16 protein-coding genes and 1 other annotated feature are annotated in these 16,487 nt (G+C 50.5%); of the genes, 3 read left to right on the top strand and 13 right to left on the bottom strand.

The features are described 5' to 3' along the window. Nucleotides 1–670 precede the first annotated feature (670 nt). Nucleotides 671–910, bottom strand: a complete 240-nt coding sequence (locus HOLDEFILI_RS20055) for a type IV toxin-antitoxin system AbiEi family antitoxin domain-containing protein (RefSeq protein ID WP_208854955.1) — start codon at nucleotides 908–910, stop codon at nucleotides 671–673. A 395-nt stretch (nucleotides 911–1,305) separates the two neighbouring features. Beyond that, entirely contained in the window at nucleotides 1,306–2,505 is a 1,200-nt protein-coding gene (locus HOLDEFILI_RS07690) for an HlyC/CorC family transporter (RefSeq protein WP_006059000.1), read from the bottom strand. A gap of 717 nt (nucleotides 2,506–3,222) precedes the next feature. On the opposite strand from HOLDEFILI_RS07690, the gene HOLDEFILI_RS20360 reads away from it, so the two are divergent. Then, nucleotides 3,223–3,354: a hypothetical protein gene (locus HOLDEFILI_RS20360; RefSeq protein WP_006058997.1), complete on the top strand. Its 132-nt coding sequence runs from the start codon at nucleotides 3,223–3,225 to the stop codon at nucleotides 3,352–3,354. Nucleotides 3,355–3,450: 96 nt separating this feature from the next. Here the strand turns inward: HOLDEFILI_RS20360 and HOLDEFILI_RS07685 are convergent, their stop codons facing one another. Together HOLDEFILI_RS07685 and HOLDEFILI_RS07680 are read right to left on the bottom strand one after the other, a co-directional pair. After that, nucleotides 3,451–4,689, bottom strand: a complete 1,239-nt coding sequence (locus HOLDEFILI_RS07685; RefSeq protein ID WP_039864523.1) for an MFS transporter — start codon at nucleotides 4,687–4,689, stop codon at nucleotides 3,451–3,453. 22 nt (nucleotides 4,690–4,711) lie between these two features. Further along, nucleotides 4,712–5,500: a zinc dependent phospholipase C family protein gene (locus tag HOLDEFILI_RS07680; RefSeq protein ID WP_006058995.1), complete on the bottom strand. Its 789-nt coding sequence runs from the start codon at nucleotides 5,498–5,500 to the stop codon at nucleotides 4,712–4,714. 238 nt (nucleotides 5,501–5,738) lie between these two features. Here HOLDEFILI_RS07680 and HOLDEFILI_RS07675 point away from each other — a divergent pair, with 238 nt between their 5' ends. Both HOLDEFILI_RS07675 and HOLDEFILI_RS07670 read left to right on the top strand, forming a co-directional pair. Further along, nucleotides 5,739–6,791, top strand: coding sequence for an inorganic phosphate transporter (locus HOLDEFILI_RS07675; RefSeq protein ID WP_006058994.1), 1,053 nt, complete (start codon nucleotides 5,739–5,741; stop codon nucleotides 6,789–6,791). Nucleotides 6,792–6,806: 15 nt separating this feature from the next. Further along, nucleotides 6,807–7,424 (top strand): DUF47 domain-containing protein, encoded by a 618-nt coding sequence (locus tag HOLDEFILI_RS07670; protein WP_006058993.1) that lies wholly within the window; start codon nucleotides 6,807–6,809, stop codon nucleotides 7,422–7,424. A 143-nt stretch (nucleotides 7,425–7,567) separates the two neighbouring features. Here HOLDEFILI_RS07670 and HOLDEFILI_RS07665 read toward each other — a convergent pair whose 3' ends face one another. The 9 genes from HOLDEFILI_RS07665 to HOLDEFILI_RS07625 form a co-directional block, all read right to left on the bottom strand. Next, nucleotides 7,568–9,169, bottom strand: a complete 1,602-nt coding sequence (locus tag HOLDEFILI_RS07665; RefSeq protein ID WP_006058992.1) for an amidohydrolase — start codon at nucleotides 9,167–9,169, stop codon at nucleotides 7,568–7,570. A gap of 363 nt (nucleotides 9,170–9,532) precedes the next feature. After that, on the bottom strand, nucleotides 9,533–9,694 hold the full coding sequence (locus HOLDEFILI_RS20515) for an NUDIX domain-containing protein (protein WP_417076141.1): 162 nt from the start codon (nucleotides 9,692–9,694) through the stop codon (nucleotides 9,533–9,535). A 131-nt stretch (nucleotides 9,695–9,825) separates the two neighbouring features. Then, nucleotides 9,826–10,929, bottom strand: coding sequence for a GGDEF domain-containing protein (locus HOLDEFILI_RS18350; RefSeq protein ID WP_006058990.1), 1,104 nt, complete (start codon nucleotides 10,927–10,929; stop codon nucleotides 9,826–9,828). 218 nt (nucleotides 10,930–11,147) lie between these two features. After that, complete coding sequence (locus HOLDEFILI_RS07650; RefSeq protein ID WP_083787582.1) at nucleotides 11,148–11,996, bottom strand: MetQ/NlpA family ABC transporter substrate-binding protein; 849 nt, start codon at nucleotides 11,994–11,996, stop codon at nucleotides 11,148–11,150. Nucleotides 11,997–12,344: 348 nt separating this feature from the next. Continuing rightward, nucleotides 12,345–13,172: a MetQ/NlpA family ABC transporter substrate-binding protein gene (locus HOLDEFILI_RS07645; RefSeq protein ID WP_006058988.1), complete on the bottom strand. Its 828-nt coding sequence runs from the start codon at nucleotides 13,170–13,172 to the stop codon at nucleotides 12,345–12,347. Between the two features lie 13 nt (nucleotides 13,173–13,185). Next, entirely contained in the window at nucleotides 13,186–13,857 is a 672-nt protein-coding gene (locus HOLDEFILI_RS07640; RefSeq protein ID WP_006058987.1) for a methionine ABC transporter permease, read from the bottom strand. Beyond that, the gene (locus HOLDEFILI_RS07635; protein ID WP_039864305.1) at nucleotides 13,842–14,882 is read right to left on the bottom strand and encodes a methionine ABC transporter ATP-binding protein; all 1,041 of its coding nucleotides are present in this window, start codon (nucleotides 14,880–14,882) and stop codon (nucleotides 13,842–13,844) included. The genes HOLDEFILI_RS07640 and HOLDEFILI_RS07635 overlap by 16 nt, the downstream gene beginning before the upstream one ends. A 38-nt stretch (nucleotides 14,883–14,920) precedes the next feature. Continuing rightward, nucleotides 14,921–15,168 (bottom strand) — a binding site (T-box leader). Nucleotides 15,169–15,243: 75 nt separating this feature from the next. After that, nucleotides 15,244–16,050, bottom strand: a complete 807-nt coding sequence (locus HOLDEFILI_RS07630) for an IS1096 element passenger TnpR family protein (RefSeq protein ID WP_006058985.1) — start codon at nucleotides 16,048–16,050, stop codon at nucleotides 15,244–15,246. A 124-nt stretch (nucleotides 16,051–16,174) separates the two neighbouring features. Beyond that, nucleotides 16,175–16,487, bottom strand: a 313-nt coding sequence (locus HOLDEFILI_RS07625; protein WP_006058984.1) for a hypothetical protein, incomplete at its 5' end; no start/stop codon positions are given.

Here is a 16,487-nt window from a genome sequence, read left to right as displayed (position 1 = left end):
GAATTTCTTCGATATTTTTGAAAGAAAAAGCCACATCATCATTTAGGTGTATCTGGCATATTTCGTAACATATCTCTGACTGTATCTTCATTTACAGGAAATCCCTTGATGGTTGCATCCATGTTCATTGTTGCCCTTGTATCAAGACCTACTATTGCCGCAATCAAAAATTCCCTTTTTAATATAAAATGACTCTAGTATTTTAACACAGATATTCTTTCGAGCAGTCTCTCAAGCATAAAATTTTGTAAAACCAATTGAGCTGATATATATTTTTTACCATATTCTTTATGACAGCTTTTAGCTGCATCGCATTTTTTATAACAATACCTTCAAATATGGGCTCACTTTTTTCTCTACCTTAAGCGTCTTCGCATACTTAGCTAATAGCGGTACGTTTTTGTTTTTTCTGGTTGCATATCGTTTGAAGCTTTCAGAAATAATCTATATATTAACAGAACTATTTGAACGCAAAATATCACAGAGTGTTCTTTCCTGATTATCTACTCTAACCGTATTTCCGCCAGACGTTTTCACTTCCTCTACACCAAGTTCATACCCTTCGGCTTTGCATTGGCAGCAATTGATTTTCTTTTGTTTTGGTTTGTTAAATTGTAAGTTGATGGAAATATCATGGCATAAACATTAGGCGCCCTGTCTGTTAAGTCCCCTAGGAACAAAGTAGTTTCATGAGAAAATATACCTTCTTTAACCTGCTCTGCAAATTAAAAATTTCATTGTCCCAGAATCCCGGCAAAATATATACGCCATGAGCTGACTTTTCTAACAATCCTTTTTCAACAAGATATTTTAAATTTCCACGAGATATCCCAGCAGCAACAACCATAGCTGTAGTCAATATACAATTATTCTCTTTTTGCATTTTCATAATATCTTTTGTTACTCCCATCTGCATCACTCCCCTTATATTTACTTATATACTTGTAATCACATTTTAAACAAGCATGAAAGTCAATTAGTTCCGCTTAAATTCAACGCATTTGAGCTTGTTTAAACTTTTTATTTTCCTCTTCCAAACGCTATTCATTTCCAATTTGTTTCTCATATTGTATTCGTTGAGATTCTCCAATGCTTTCTGGGGATGTTCTGAAAATATTTATTCGCTAAATCATTCTTCTTTTCAGCATGCTATTAAAAGAGGCATACGCATTGCTTTGCAGCTCTTTATCAACATATAGTTCAATAGCGTCTTTAATTTATCTATTTCTTTTCACGACACTTTCCTAAAGATAATGAAAAAGCCGATATTTCACCGGCTTCTGTCGTTTCCTTCAGATTCTATTTTTAAAACGAAAGCATCTTCATGCCGCTTTGTTTCTTTGACTTGTGATCGTCGTCTTCCTCGCTCTGATCCTGCGGGATGACGCTGACCTTCACCTCGATCACCTTGCGGGCGTCGGTCTGCGTTACCGTGACGACCAGATTCTTGTATGTGAATGATTCGCCGACCTTCGGAATCCGTTCCAGCTCATGGATAACCCAGCCGCTGACCGTGATGAAATCGTAATCTTCTTCATCTTCCAGGCCGAAGAATTCAAACATATCGTCCAGATCCATGTCGCACTCGATCAGATAAGTATTCGGATCCAATTCCTTGTAATACTCCTTGACCTGATCGTGCTCGTCATAGATTTCACCGACTAATTCTTCAAGAATATCCTCGAGCGTAATGATGCCGGCCGTTCCGCCGTACTCGTCCAGCACAACCGCCATGTGGGTCTTGGAGCTCTGCAGCTGTTTCAGCAGCGATGAAATCTTGACGTGCGGGCTGGTATATAGCAGCGTCTGCGTGATCGACTTGAACGTACCCATGTGGTTGTAGTATAAGTTATAGAAATCCTTTTCATGAATGACTCCGACAATGTTGTCGATCGAGTTTTCATACACCGGCAAACGCGAGAAATTGTTGTTGCGGAACATCAGCTCAATTTCGTCGAGGGAATCTGTGACGTCCACAGCGATCACATCAACCCGCGGCGTTAAGATATCCTTGACATCCAGATCGTTGAACTCGATCGCAGCGCAGATCAAATCGCTTTCATGCGCTTCCAGATCGCCTTCGTTCTGGGCTTCCTCAACGATGGTTAACAGTTCTTCCTGGGTCATGGAATCGTCGTTTTCAACTTTAAACATCATTGAAAGCAGCTTCTTCCACAAACTGAACAGGAAGTTGATCGGAGTTAAGAGCGTCTGGATAAAACCAATCACGCCCGCAACCGCCATCGCAAACTTCTCCGGCGTTTCCTTCGCGATGCTTTTCGGTGAAATTTCGCCGAAGATTAAGATCACGATCGTCATGACCGCCGTCGACAGACTGACTCCGGCATCGCCGAAGCCCAAATTCTGCACGAACAAAACCGTCGCCAACGACGAAGCCAGAATATTGACCACGTTGTTGCCGACCAGGATCGTAGATAACAGCCGGTCGTAGCCGTCCGCCAGCTCCAGCGCTTTCTGCGCCTTGCGGCTGCCGGCCGAAGCCATATTTTTAATTTTATTTTATTGATACTGGAATATGCCGTTTCTGTCGCCGAGAAAAAACTCGAACAAAAGACCAGAATGACTAAAATTCCAATCAGCGTCATCGTATTACTCATTTTACCTCTCTCCTTTTTTATCCTTCTGATTTATTTTCTGATCTTCCTCTCAGAATCGGATAACATGATACCGGATGAACATTCTGATTCTTGACAACTTCATCCAGACCGGAGAGGGCAAGTGCCCTAACTTAACCGTGGGGTGGGGCGAATCGTCCAACGAAAACACATCCTTTCCTATCCATCAACATTATGAGGATTTCCTTCGCTCATAATGACACAGCGGAGCTGCCGCTTAGGATCCGCTAACCAGATCCGATCAGGCTCGCTTAGTCACCGTGCTTTCCACGTTCCATTCAGCCTGTTTCAGCGTTTCATCCCTAATTCATAAAGATGGAATTCTCCCCGCTGATTTTTTGAATTATAGCATGAACTGTTTCCTGACGCAAGGAGCGGACCGCTCAAAATGATGAAAAAGCCTTATTCCACGCACTTTTTAATCCCTTTATGAAGGAAATTATTCCTCTTTAATTCACCTTTTGAACATCCGGAACGGAAAGCTTTCCTACTTTCTTCATAAATCCTTTATTTTTCTTTACGAAGTCTTAAAGGATGAAACACCGGAATTGGGGTACAATAAAGACAGGAACAGGAGGGATGATCGATGGCGAAGCAACGGCCCTTAAATTTTAAAAATCTGATGCTGGTGCTGATTCCCAGTTGTCTGGTTATCTTCATCATCTGTTACCTTCTGGGAAACTCGTATGGCTTTTTACATCAGCTGTTCCATTTTTAAAGCTTTGCTTTCATAAACTTACTCCCGGATCCAATCAGAAAACCTTGATCCAATCCCGCACAGGATAAAACGATGGGTTGCCCCATCGTTTTCAGTTTATTCCACACGCAGCGCGCGGTTGAACAAAAACAGACCGATAATAAACATCACTGCCAGAATCGCAATCGCGCCGTTGGCACTGCCGGAAAGCTGCGCCGTCAGACTGACTAAGGCTGTGCCCAGAAAGGCCGCACCTTTGCCGCAGATATCGAACAGGCCGAAGAATTCTCCGGCATTTTCCGGCGGAATGATCTGCGCAAAATAGGATCGGGACAACGCTTGAATGCCGCCCTGGAACAAACCGACGCATACCGCCAGCACCCAGAACTCCCATTGCTTGTCCAGCTGGATCGCGAAGACCGCGATTCCGGTATACGCCAGAATACAGATCTGAATCAGCTTGGCGTTGTTGATTTTGCGGGCCAGCGCTGCGAAGACCAGTGCGCTGGGAAACGCGACGATCTGCGTCACCAATAACGCTACCAACAACCCCTGGGTATCCAAGCCCAAGGCGCTGCCATACGCCGTCGCCATGTCGATGATCGTATAGACACCGTCGATGTAAAAGAAGAACGCGATCAGAAACAAGAAGATTTTCCGGTGTTTGCGGATCTTGCGGAACGAATCGGCCAACCGCCGGAAGCTGCCGCGGAGCTTATCCTTCTGCGTATCTTCAACATAGTAGTTCTGCTTGTAGTTTTTCAATAACGGCAGCGTGCAGGCCAGCCACCACAGCGCATTGATCACAAACGCCAGAATCATCGCCGTCATGATCGTCATCGAAAACTGCTCGTAAAACAGAACGAAGACCAGACTGATCACAAACGGAACACAGCTGCCGATGTAACCCCAGGCGTAACCATGCGAGGAAACCCGGTCCATCCGCTCCGGCGTCGTGACGTCTGATAGCATTGAATCGTAGAAAATCAGGCTGGCGGAATAGCCAACCTTCGCCACGATATAGAGAATCAGAAACACTCTCCACGAAGTCGGGATCCACAAGGCCGCCAGCGCGCACACGCCGACCATCACGCACAGCGCAAATATTTTTTTCTTCAGTCCCTGATAATCGGCCAGCGTGCCCAGCACCGGTCCGCTCAGCGCCACGATCAGCGTGGAAACCGAAGCGGCATAACCCCAGTACGCCAGATAATCGACTTCCGCAATCCCCGCGCTCTGACAGAGCGAATTGAAGTAGATCGGCATAATCGTCGCGACTAACAAAATAAACGCGGAGTTGCCGACGTCGTATAAAATCCATTGTTTCTCCAAGGCTGTGAGTTTCTTATTTTCCATGTTGTCCCCCATTGTTCATCCTCTACTCGTAGTCTTCGTCATACCACGGATCCAGCGGCTCAGACGTGTTCAGCGTCGCGATGTATTCGTGGATCAAGCGCACGGACAATTCTGCGGCTTCATCCATTCCCGCCATTCGCTGCTGGATAAAATCAGTGCAGCGCGGATTCGGCTCGCGGTTGATGATCAGGCCGCCTTCGCTCTTACGGACCCCGACCAGCCCCATCACCCCGAGGATGAGACTGCGCTTTGCCGCGCCGGGAGCGACAAACAGATCCAGCAAGCCGGTCATCGTCTTGAGCGATTGTTCGATATCCCGCGGACGGACGTCAAAAAACGGCGCGATCACCTGGCAGCATACCGGCGAAATCGTCAGATGCTCCGTCGAGCGCGTGCGGATCGGATCCTTACCCTGCGCAACCATCAGCGCCCGGTCCCATTCCGACTCGATCTCGCTGTGACTCAGACCGGATTCTTCCTGAAACGCGAAGATCGCCGGATGGTTCAGGCTGTCCAGCACAAAATGGTTGATAAAACCGAGAATATACGCCAGCGCTGCCTCGGGGTCCGGGCTCTGACGGATTAAAGTACGGGCGTTTTCAAAGAACGGACGGCCGGGTTCATGGTGCATCGCATAGCCGCGCTTTTTGATCGGCGCCTGACTCAGCGGTTTATAAAAGAAAAGCAGATCGGGTCCATGCAGACCGATGTTGTAACAAGCTAAATGCGGATTGATCCGCTCACGCAGCGCGGGCTCCAGCTGATCCAGAACCTGACGGCCGTAAACGGCATGTGTATAAGTTGCCGGCATACTTCTCCCCCTGACATTCTTCGACCTTATTATACCATGGATCGCCGGCCGGCACTGTTTCTTTTCTGTGAATCATGCCGAAAATCGAACATGGAATCTGATCTAACTATTCCCGCATCGAATCCCGCCCGCCTTTTTGACATGGCCCGTGATCTGTTTGGTTTGACCCTGAAGTTTTTCTGTTCCGGAGGCTGCGGAAATGCTACAATGAAAACAAATAAGAGAGGAGGAGCGAAGGATGAGCATTTCGTTGATTGATTTTCTTCAGCAGCTGACCCGCAGTGTGCCGTTGTTGATCACCGTGATCTTAACAATCGGCGTAATTCTGGTCAACGGCTGGACGGACGCGCCCAACGCCATCGCGACCTGTGTATCAACTCGTTCGATGTCGGCCCGCAGCGCGGTGCTGATGGCCGCGTTCTTTAATTTTCTGGGTGTGCTGTTCATGACGATGGTCAACGCTACGGTCGCCGAAACGATTTACAACATCGCAGATTTCGGCTCCGATCCCCAGCAGGCGCTCATCGCGCTGTGCGCCGCGTTGTTCGCGATTGTCAGCTGGGCGGTGCTGGCGTGGAAATACGGTATTCCAACCAGCGAAAGCCACGCGCTGATCGCCGGGCTGTCGGGGGCGGCGATCGCCCTGCACGGTGGTTTGGACGGGATTAACGGCGCGGAATGGATCAAGGTTCTCTATGGGCTGGTCCTCTCGACAATCCTGGGCTTCGCGCTTGGCTGGCTGTGCGTGAAGCTGGTCGAAACCCTGTGCCGCAGAATGGACCGGCGGCGCACGAATTCGTTTTTCCGTTATGCGCAGATCGGCGGCGGGGCGGCGATGGCCTTCATGCACGGAGCGCAGGATGGTCAGAAATTCATGGGTGTTTTCCTGCTGGGCGTCTTTCTCGCGCAGGGTCAGGCACATGTCGAAATCTTCGTGATCCCGCTGTGGCTGATGATTCTTTGTTCCGCCATCATGGGCTTAGGCACCAGCATCGGCGGCTACCGGATCATCAAATCCGTCGGCATGGACATGGTCCGGCTGGAAAAATATCAGGGCTTCGCGGCGGATACCGCGGCGGCGCTGTGCCTGTTGTTTTCCTCGTTAACCGGGGTTCCGGTCAGCACAACCCACACCAAGACGACGGCGATCATGGGTGTCGGAGCGGCGCGGCGGCTGTCCAACGTCAACTGGGGCGTCGTCCGGGAAATGGTGATGACCTGGATTCTGACCTTTCCGGGATGCGGGTTGATCGGCTTTCTGATGGCCAAGCTGTTCTTTATTCTCTTTTAATGAAAGGAGTCATTTATGGGCAAACAATTTGATTATTTCAACGCATTTCTGGAAATGGGCCGGCATTCGTTATCCGCCGGGGAGTTATTGAAGGAAACGCTGGAAACGTATGACCCGGCCGCGCTTAAGGAGCGGATGGCGCAGATTCATGCCGTAGAGCACAGCGCGGATACGCTGAAGCATCAGCTGACCGATCAGCTGATCCGTGAATTTCTGCCGCCGATCGAGCGTGAGGACATCATGGAGCTGTCCGACGTAATCGACGATCTGACCGACGCGATCGAGGATGTCGTAATCCGTCTGTACATGTATAATATCCCGCAGATCGATCCGCCGGCGCTGCCATTCTGTGCCTTAATTATCGAATGCATCCGCACCCTGCAGCAGGCGCTTGAGGAATTCCGGCATTTCAAGAAATCCACGGCGCTGGAAGGCTTGATCCGACGGGTTAACGAACTGGAGGAAGACGGCGATCGGCTGTATGCCGAAACGATGCACGAATTGTTCGCCACGCCGCAGGATCCGCTGGCGATCATGGTGTGGATGGAAATTTATGAGCGGCTGGAGAAATGCTGCGACCGCTGCGAGGATGTAGCGAAAGCGCTGGGCCGCGCGGTGCTCAATAATTCATAGAGAAAAAACTCAGTCTCCCTGTTGCTGGAAACTGAGTCTTTTTCTTGTGATCTTGATCGTCATTTAAACGCCGGCTTGACACTGCTTTTTCAGCTTGCACAACCGATGTGAACTCGCGAATTCTTTATCTTAAGTAATTGGAATTATTCCGCCTGCCACTGTATTTTTCCCTGACAGATCGTCATCCAGCTGCGGACATCCTTCAGCTTCTGCGGCGCCAGCGCAAACACGTCCTGATCGCAGATCGTAAAGTCCGGCAAAGCCCCGACCCGAATCACGCCCTTGCGGCCTTCCTCAAAACTTTGCCAGGCTGCGGTTTCCGTCATGCAGCGCAGCGCTGCTTCAAGACTGAACGCTTCTTCCGGACGGTAGCCGCTCGCTTCAGGATGATGCAGATCCTTGCGCGTAACCGCACAGTACAGATTCGCAAATGGATTGAGATCCTCTACCGGACAATCCGTGCCGAACGAAACCGCCACGCCGCGCTCAGCTAATGAACGGAAGGCATAGGAGGTCTGCGCCAGTTCAGTTCCCACCCGCTGTGCGACGATATGTTGATCATAGTGCAGGAAGATCGGCTGCACCAGCGCCGCGGTGTGCGTGGAGGCAAACCGGTCGATCAGCGCGGAATCGGTGATCTGGCAATGCACGATCCCATGCCGCAGCGGATTATCCGGACTCGTCCGGTTCACGTTTTCAAAGGTGTCGAGCACCATTTCAATCGCCGCGTCGCCAATGGCGTGGCAGACGCATTGCAGTCCATGGGCATGCGCCAGTGACACCAGCTCGTCCAGCTGCGCGCGGGTCATCGTCGCGATCCCCCGTGTCGAAGAATCGTCGGCATACGGCTGACGCATCCAGGCTGTCCGCGCCCCCAACGAACCGTCGGTCAACAATTTCAGCGGGCCGAACACCAGCACCTCGTCCGATGGCGTTTGTTCCTTGATTTCAAGGTAGCGCATTAACGATTCAGGATCGGTCAGCGTACACTGCAGAACGACTCTTACCGGCATCCTGTCTTCCGCGCGCAGCTGACGGTAGGCTTCAAGCATCAGATCCAGATTTTCACTGGTTATATCGTTGGAATGCACAGTCGTCAGCCCTGCCCGGGCCGCCGCATCCAGCGCCAGAGCCAGCCGTCCCTTGATCTGAGTGACCGTAAGCGGCGGATCCAGCGGCTTTAACAGCAGCATCGCGTTTTCGCGGAAGATTCCGGTCGGACAGCCTTGTTCGTCAACGTCGATCTGTCCGTCCTCGGGCTGGACGATCGCCCCGGTGAATCCCAGCTGCTGCAAAGCGCATGTGTTTACGCAGGCAATATGCCCGCAGGCCCGGGTCAGAACCACCGGCACGCGCGTACTGATGCGATCCAGATCCGCGCGGTTTAAGATCCGGCCTTCCGCAAAATAATCATGATTCCAGCCCCGGCCATGAATCACGCTGGAATCCGGATGCGCCTGAATATAATCCCGGCTGCGGCTGACGATCTCCTCGATTGAGGAAACATCCTGCAGATCAATGTTCTGCAGCGTGCAGCCCTTATTGTAACAATGCAGATGCGTGTCGCACAATCCCGGCAAAACCAGCCGGCCCTGCCCGTCGATGATCTGATCATCGTTTTGACGCTGCGCTTCCACATCAGCGTCGGTGCCGACCGTCAGTATTTGTGATGAATCAAAGAGCACGGCGCTGGCAAATTGATCGCCGCCCAGCCAGATTTTCGCATTTCGTAAAATTGTTCGCATTCTTCTTTCTCCTTTTCACCATGGCAACGGATCATCGCAGAAAAAAATCAGCGGTCCCCCAACCTCTGATTCCAATTTCTTTCCTTCAAACAGGAATGCAGTGAGCCCCACCAAGAGTTGTTGGCGATTCTAAATCACTGATTGATAAGCTGATGTTTATCAATGAAGTAATGATACACAATCCTGTAAAAAAAGTCAATCATCCGTGTAAGAAGAAAGCGTCATAAATCAGGCGCGCCTTTAATTTCTTTCATTTTCTTACATTTTGTTTCATTCATTAAATTCGATGTTTCCAGGTTCATAATTTTTCCGCAATCCGCTGAAATTGCAGCCTGACTTGGGGTATCCCTTCGCCCTAAGTGATCATTGGTAAAAGCGTTTTTCGCATAACCTTGCGCACCGCAAACCGGCTTCCTCGCGCAGTTCGCGGCAAGCGCCTTTCCGGTTTATTTCACCAGCCAGCACCGGACCGCCGTTCATCTCCCATACTAATCCATATAGTTTATCGGGATGACGCTGTGTCAGCAGCAGCTCCTCCTGCCATTCACCGTCCAGATTTCCACGCCTCGATGATATTCACCTTCCGTCCCCGGTTCTCCGGGCGAGGTTCGCGGCCAAGCTTTTGCCGATCCTAGGGATAACAATCCTCGCTTCCGCTAATTGGAAGCAAGTTGATTTTTACCTTGTTTTTTCGCTTTATACAACGCCTCATCCGCATGCCGGAAGCACTGCAAGGCGGATTCACCGCCCTGTTGATGATGAATTCCGAGGCTGATCGTCATTGGAAACTTCGGAAATAGCTCCCTCATCCATTGGCTGAACTGTTCCTGCAGCTGCCGCATCCGCATTTCCACTTCATCGCTTTGTGGTTGCTTCAGCACGACGCAGAATTCGTCGCCGCCGAACCGGTAAGCGCGCATGCATTCTGAATCGTTGTTCAGCAGCTGCCCGACCTGACGCAATACTTCATCGCCGATAAGATGGCCGAGCTGATCGTTGATCTGCTTGAAATCGTCAAGATCCAGCAAGACTAACGCGTAGTCCTGGGCTGTTTCCAATTCCTCAAAACACCGGTTCAGCGCCATCCGGCTGCCAACCCCGGTCAAGGCGTCATAGCTGACTTCCCGCTGCAGGGAAATCCGCTCAGCATCCCGCCGCCGGCTGATCTGTCGGCGGCGATGCTGAAATTCCAGCAATTCCCAACAAGCGGCCAGCGTTCCGGCCTGCACCATCAGACAAATCAGAATATCGCTGAAATAATAGGCGGTAACAATCTTATCCGGATCCCAGGACGGCATAAACGCGCTCAGGCCGCACAGCACCATCCCGGTCAGAGCCGTCACGACGGTCAGCTGTTTGCGCTCATATACCGTCGTTAACAGGGTCGGCAGCACAAACATCATATAAACGGAACTAAACGCCCCATGGATGATCGTAATCACAAAACACAACAACGTCATCGTCAGCGACACAATGCCGTCCTTTTTCGTTTCTTCCCAATCCCGTGTCCGGATCAGCCACCGGCAGCCCCATACCAACGCCCCGTTGATCAGGCTGGGAACCGCAATATACCGAATTAAGTAGACCGGCACGGAACAGCTGATTAACGACGCGGCGTCCAACACAAAAAACAATAAAATCTCCGCGGTGGCAGTCCCTGCGGCCAGTACCGCGCACACATGCCAGTGCAGACTCCGCCAATATGTCGAGAGCTGGCGTTCCTGCTTCTGAATCTCGGCCAGAACTTGTTTTTCTTCCACGCCTGGGCCCTCCTGTCTTTCTTTCTAAGTTTAACACACTCCGCTGTCCGCCCTCAAGAAATTTCCTGGTTTCTTCCGGTTTCGGACCAAAAATTCCGCCTTGCCGATGAATGGCTGACCGGTGATCAGCTTGTCATCAGCCTGCCTCGTCTGTCTGAAAGCCGCGGTTTCCGCAGAATCAAAAAAACTGCCGGTTTAAAACCGGCAGCCGAAGCGATTTATTCGACGGGAACCACCAGTCCGTTGTAGTGCTCGCTGATGTAGCTGCGGACTTCATCACTGGTCAGAACGTCGATCAGGGCCTTTGTCTTATCGCTGTTTTCTTCGCCTTCGCGGACAGCGATAATATTCGCATACGTCTTCGCTCCTTCGGAATCCGATTGTTCCGAGGTCAGAAGCAGATCGGTGATCTTGGCATCCAACGCATAGTTGCCGTTGACAATCGCAAAGTCCACGTCATCTTTGGTCTGGGCCACCAGCGAAGCGTCGATCTCCACAATGCTGACGTTATACGGATTCTCGACGATATCCACCGGCGTCGCCTTTAAGCCCACGCCGTCTTTCAGCTTGATATAACCCAGACTTTCCAACAGCTGCAAAGCCCGCGCTTCATTGGTGCCGTCGTTCGGCACGGCAAAGCTGCAGCCGCCCTGTTCGATCGCCGATAAAGCCTTCGACTTGCCGGCATAGATGCCTAACGGTTCAAAATGGATGCCCCCGGCTGTGACCAGATGTGTGCCGTGATCCTCGTTGAACTGCTCCAGATAAGGATAATGCTGGAAATAATTCGCATCCAGATCGCCCTGTTCCAGCGCGGTATTCGGCGTAACATAATCTGAGAATTCCACGATTTTCAGCGTGTAGCCCTTTTCTTCTAAATACGGCTGGGCATATTCCAGAATTTCAGCGTGCGGGGAGGTTGAGGCCCCGATCGTGATCACAGTTTTCTCTGTACTGGTTTGATCCTGGGGCGCGGCGGACGGCTGCGCCGCCGGTTTTGTGGAGCAGCCGGCGATCAAGCCGGCGCAGGCTAACAGAACACTCAAATGTTTTAACGTTGTTTTCATTTTCATTTTCTCCTTCTCATTTATAACAAAAGGCTCCCATCCTCGAAAAAGGACGGAAGCCTCCGTGTTACCACCTTTCTTTACCAAGCCATCGCTGACTCAGCCTCATTCGGTCGTTCTCTGTCCTGCAGGGAAGAACCGTGTTCGCGGTAACGGGCGAACCCGTCGGCCGCTCACCTGGACATGTCCAGCTCACAGCCGCGGCTTGCAGATCATCTTCCCACGGACTTCCCTTCGGCCTTTCACCCTCTGCCGATCGCTTTTTCAGTTGGTTCCGCGGTACTCTTCTGCGCACTGCCTTTTCGATTTAATTTTGATTGGAATCTGATTTGCCGAAGTTAATTACGTTTATTTCCAAGCCGGAATCAGCGCGCCGTCATACTGATCGTTAATGATCTGAGCAACGGCGTCAGTCTGGAATAACTCGCAGATCTTCTTGTAAACCGCGTCGTCCTTGTCTGCGGTACGGGCGGCGATGATGTTGATATACGGGTTATCCGAGCCTTCCTGAACCGATTCCATGAAGATCGAATCCTTGTTTGGAGACAGACCGGAGTCGATCGCGATTGTGCCGTTGATGAAGCCTGCGGTCACATCCGGCAGAATGCTTGGGATCGTATTCGCTTCAATTTCAATAATTTCAATGTTGACGTTGTATTTCGTGATGTCGGTAACGGACGGCGTATAGCCCTTTTCCGGATCAACTTCGATGAAGCCCAGGCTTTCCAGCAGCTTGATCGCACGGCCGCCGTTGGTTACGTCGGAAGCGATCGCAATCTTATCGCCGTCTTTGATTTCGTCGATGCCGGCAATCTTCTTGGAATACAGGCTTAATGGTGCCAGCACTGTTTCGCCGATCGCCGTCAGGTCGTAGCCGTTGGCTTCGCAGTCTTTATCAAAGTAGGCATAGTGCTGGAAGCTGTCGATATCGATATCGCCGGCCGCCAAGGCTTTGTTGACCATCGCGTAATCGCTGAAGGTGACGAATTCGATCGTGACGTTGTCCTTCGCCATTTCATCGATGATCGGCTGCCAGTATTCGTTGTTTTCGCCGATGACGCCGACCTTGACGGTGCGGGCCTCAGAACCTTCCGGCGTCGTGTTGTTTTCTTTCGGTGCGGCGCTGCAGCCAGTTAAGACCAGCGCAGCCAGAATGCAGCAGAGTAGTTTTTTCATTTTCAGTTCCCCCTTAATGTGTTGTTTTCTTTATGATCACGTCGCCGATCGCCTGCGCGATCGTTACGAGAATCAAAATAATCAGGATTGTGACCCAGATGACGTCCGGTTCGCTGCGCTGATGTCCATAGCGGATCGCGAAATCGCCTAACCCGCCCGCGCCAACAACGCCGGCCATCGCGGTCAGCCCGATCAGCGAGATGAACGTGATCGTGGTTGCCCGGGCAATCGCAGGAATCGACTCTTTCAGATAGACCCGGAAGATGATTTGTAACGGCGAATCGCCCATCGCCTGCGCCGCTTCGATCAAACCGCCGTCGACCTCCGCCAGCGCCAGTTCAATCTGGCGGGAGAAGAACGGCACCGTGCCGATGATCAGCGGGATGATCGCGCCCTTGACGCCGATGCCCGTGCCCATGATCGCCCGCGAGAGAAACAAGGTCGCCGGGACTAAGATGATAAACGGAATCGAACGCAGAATATTGATAATTTTATCAAGAACCCAATAGACCGGATGACATTCCATGATGCCTTCCTTGCGGGTAACGATCAGCACAACGCCGAAGAACAGCCCGAGTACAAACGAGATCGATCCCGACCAGCCCATCATCTGGAAGGTTTCCAGGATGCTCTGGATCAGCTTGGGGATCTTCACCATCACGTTGGGAATTAATTGTTCCAGCATTTCAGCACCTCCACTTCAATGTTGTAATGCTTTAATTCAGCTTCCGCCTTGCGCATCGCGTCTTCGCTGCCCTCCAGCATGACGATCAGACTGCCAAGCGCGGCCTGCTGGATCACCTCGACGTTGCCGAACACAATGTTGCACACAACATCGTATTTCTTGGACAGCTGCGAGATCAGCGCTTCCTTGGTTTCCTCAGCGCCATACGTCAGCTTCAATAACCGCTGGCCTTTATGCAGACGCACGATTTCCGCACCGTTGTCGATCAGCTCATAGATCTTGGTGATCGGATTGGTGGAATTGATGAAATCGATCGTCATCTGCGCTTTCGGATGCGAGAAGATATCCAGGATGTTGCCGGTTTCGACAACCTTGCCCAGCTCCATAACCGCGACGCGGTTACAGATTTCCTTGATGACCGCCATTTCGTGCGTGATCAGGACGATCGTGATGCCCAGCTTTTGATTGACTTCCTTCAGCAGCTTGAGAATGCTGGAGGTCGTCTGCGGATCCAGCGCGCTGGTCGCCTCGTCGCACAACAGCACTTTCGGATCGTTGGCCAATGCCCTCGCAATTGCGACCCGCTGCTTTTGCCCGCCGGACAGCTCCGAGGGATAAGCGTTCAGCTTTTCGCTCAGCCCGACCAGTTCCAACAGATCTTTGACCTTTTTGTCAATCTGCGCTTTGGTCAGCTTGCTTCCTTTTAACGGATAAGCGATATTCTGATAGACCGTGCGCGAACGCATCAGATTGAAATGCTGGAAGATCATCCCGATCTTCTTGCGGATCTTGCGCAGCTCTGCTTCCTTCAGCTGGGTGATATCGACACCGTCGATCAGCACCTTGCCGGAGGTCGGCCGCTCCAGCAGGTTGATGCAGCGGACCAGCGTCGATTTCCCTGCGCCGGAAAATCCGATGATGCCGAAGATATCCCCGTCTTCGATTTTCAGGTTAACATCCTTGCACGCCTCGACGTTCAGGTCCTTCGTCGTAAAGGTTTTATTGACTCCGACCAGTTCTATCATGTTCCTCATCCTTCCTTAAAATAAAAACTCCCGTCCCCAACAAGGACGAGAGTTGATTTCCCGTGTTACCACCTTAATTCGCAGTCCGCTTGCGCGTTCTGCCTCTTCCGGTACGCGTTAATAACGTTATACCGTATCACGTTAACGGGTGAATCCGTCATAGCCTAAGTTTCCCTCGGTATGCAGCTCCAAGACCATTTTCACAACGATTTTCACTGCCCTATTTCAGCGTCCGGGCTCTCTGTCAAGTTTCCATCGGAGTTACTATTCTTTTCAAAGCCTTTGTTTATGTACCTGATTATAGTTCACTCTTTTTTCAGAGTCAACCCTTTTTTCAATTTTTCCAGCAAAAGCGCCCTGTTTAATCTTTATTGGCCGGGTTGTAAATCTCCCGGAGGACCTCCATCTCCAACGGAAATTCATCGCAGTCCTCCGCGTCAAACTGGGTAATGCCTTCTTCCTTCGCGATCTTTCCTACCTGACGGAAACGTCCTTCCCAGTCCTGCACTTTGATTTTCGGATCTTCAATCAAGAACTCGAGATATTCGCGGTTGTCTTCCCACAAATTGTAGCCTTTCCCGCTGATCAGCTCCGGCTCTAACAGAGGCTCATCCTCACAGTCAAGCTTGGTGACTACACAGTTAAAACCCCAGCCTGCGCCTAGATCATAGTCAATCTCGATCTTCGATTTTTCTTTGAGTCCCAGATGGCCAAGTAAAACCTGGCTGGAATTTTCATAATCCCCCAGTTCAAATTCAAAGGGGGAATATTGTTTGTCATTCAACTTAAGCGTAAACAAATGCCCGCCCATTCCATGAAAAGCTGCAATCGCTGCATAGGCCAGCTCCGTTAAACTGAGAATTGCCGGCAGACGAACTTTGCGCCAGCTTTTTGTTCCCTCCAGCGTAATTTTAAATTCGATAGTCTGCTTGCCGAATTGCTCATAATCCGGGAACAGATTTAAAATATAGAAGAATTCCTCATCGGAAACCGACTCGTTTCTCATGACCAAGGTTCTTAAAACGGCCTGCATATCCTCCTCGACCTGATCCGCATCCATTCCTAAGTTTATAAGCCGCTTTGCATAGCTTTCCATTTCAGACGGGTACTTTGCTCGGATCTGAGCTGTTATTGCGCTGAGATGTTGATCAATAAGTTGTTGGATCATATTTTTTCTCCTTTTTAGATAACCCGGTTCTTTTGCTTTAAGTTTAACACAGGCAATCAGAAAAATGATAGACCAGAATTCTGGTTCTGCAGATCGGTGATTGCCCCTTTATACGGATTTGACCTCATGCAAACGGAAATTTTCCGTTTTCTTCATTAAGCCTCTCTTTGTTTCGCAGTGTTGCCGGATAGAAAGACTTACTGATCATCTTCATTGCAATCTGCTCCTCCGTGTAATCCGGATGTTCTTCTTTAATTTTCAGAATCGTTTGAATGCAAGCTACTTTTTCCTCTAACATCCCTGCTATTTCAGCGGCCCGCATTCCCTTCTTCGCTTTTTTCAGTACAATTGTTACAAGATTCAACAGAACGCCTTGATCTTTACCTTGCTCTATCCCCTGCTTTAAAGCTCGTTCTCTGGCTTTCTTCACAGCTCGC

Origin of the sequence: Holdemania filiformis DSM 12042 (assembly GCF_000157995.1) — a bacterium.
Lineage (GTDB): Bacteria > Bacillota_I > Bacilli_A > Erysipelotrichales > Erysipelotrichaceae > Holdemania > Holdemania filiformis.
This window is presented reverse-complemented; position numbering and strand designations above follow the sequence as displayed.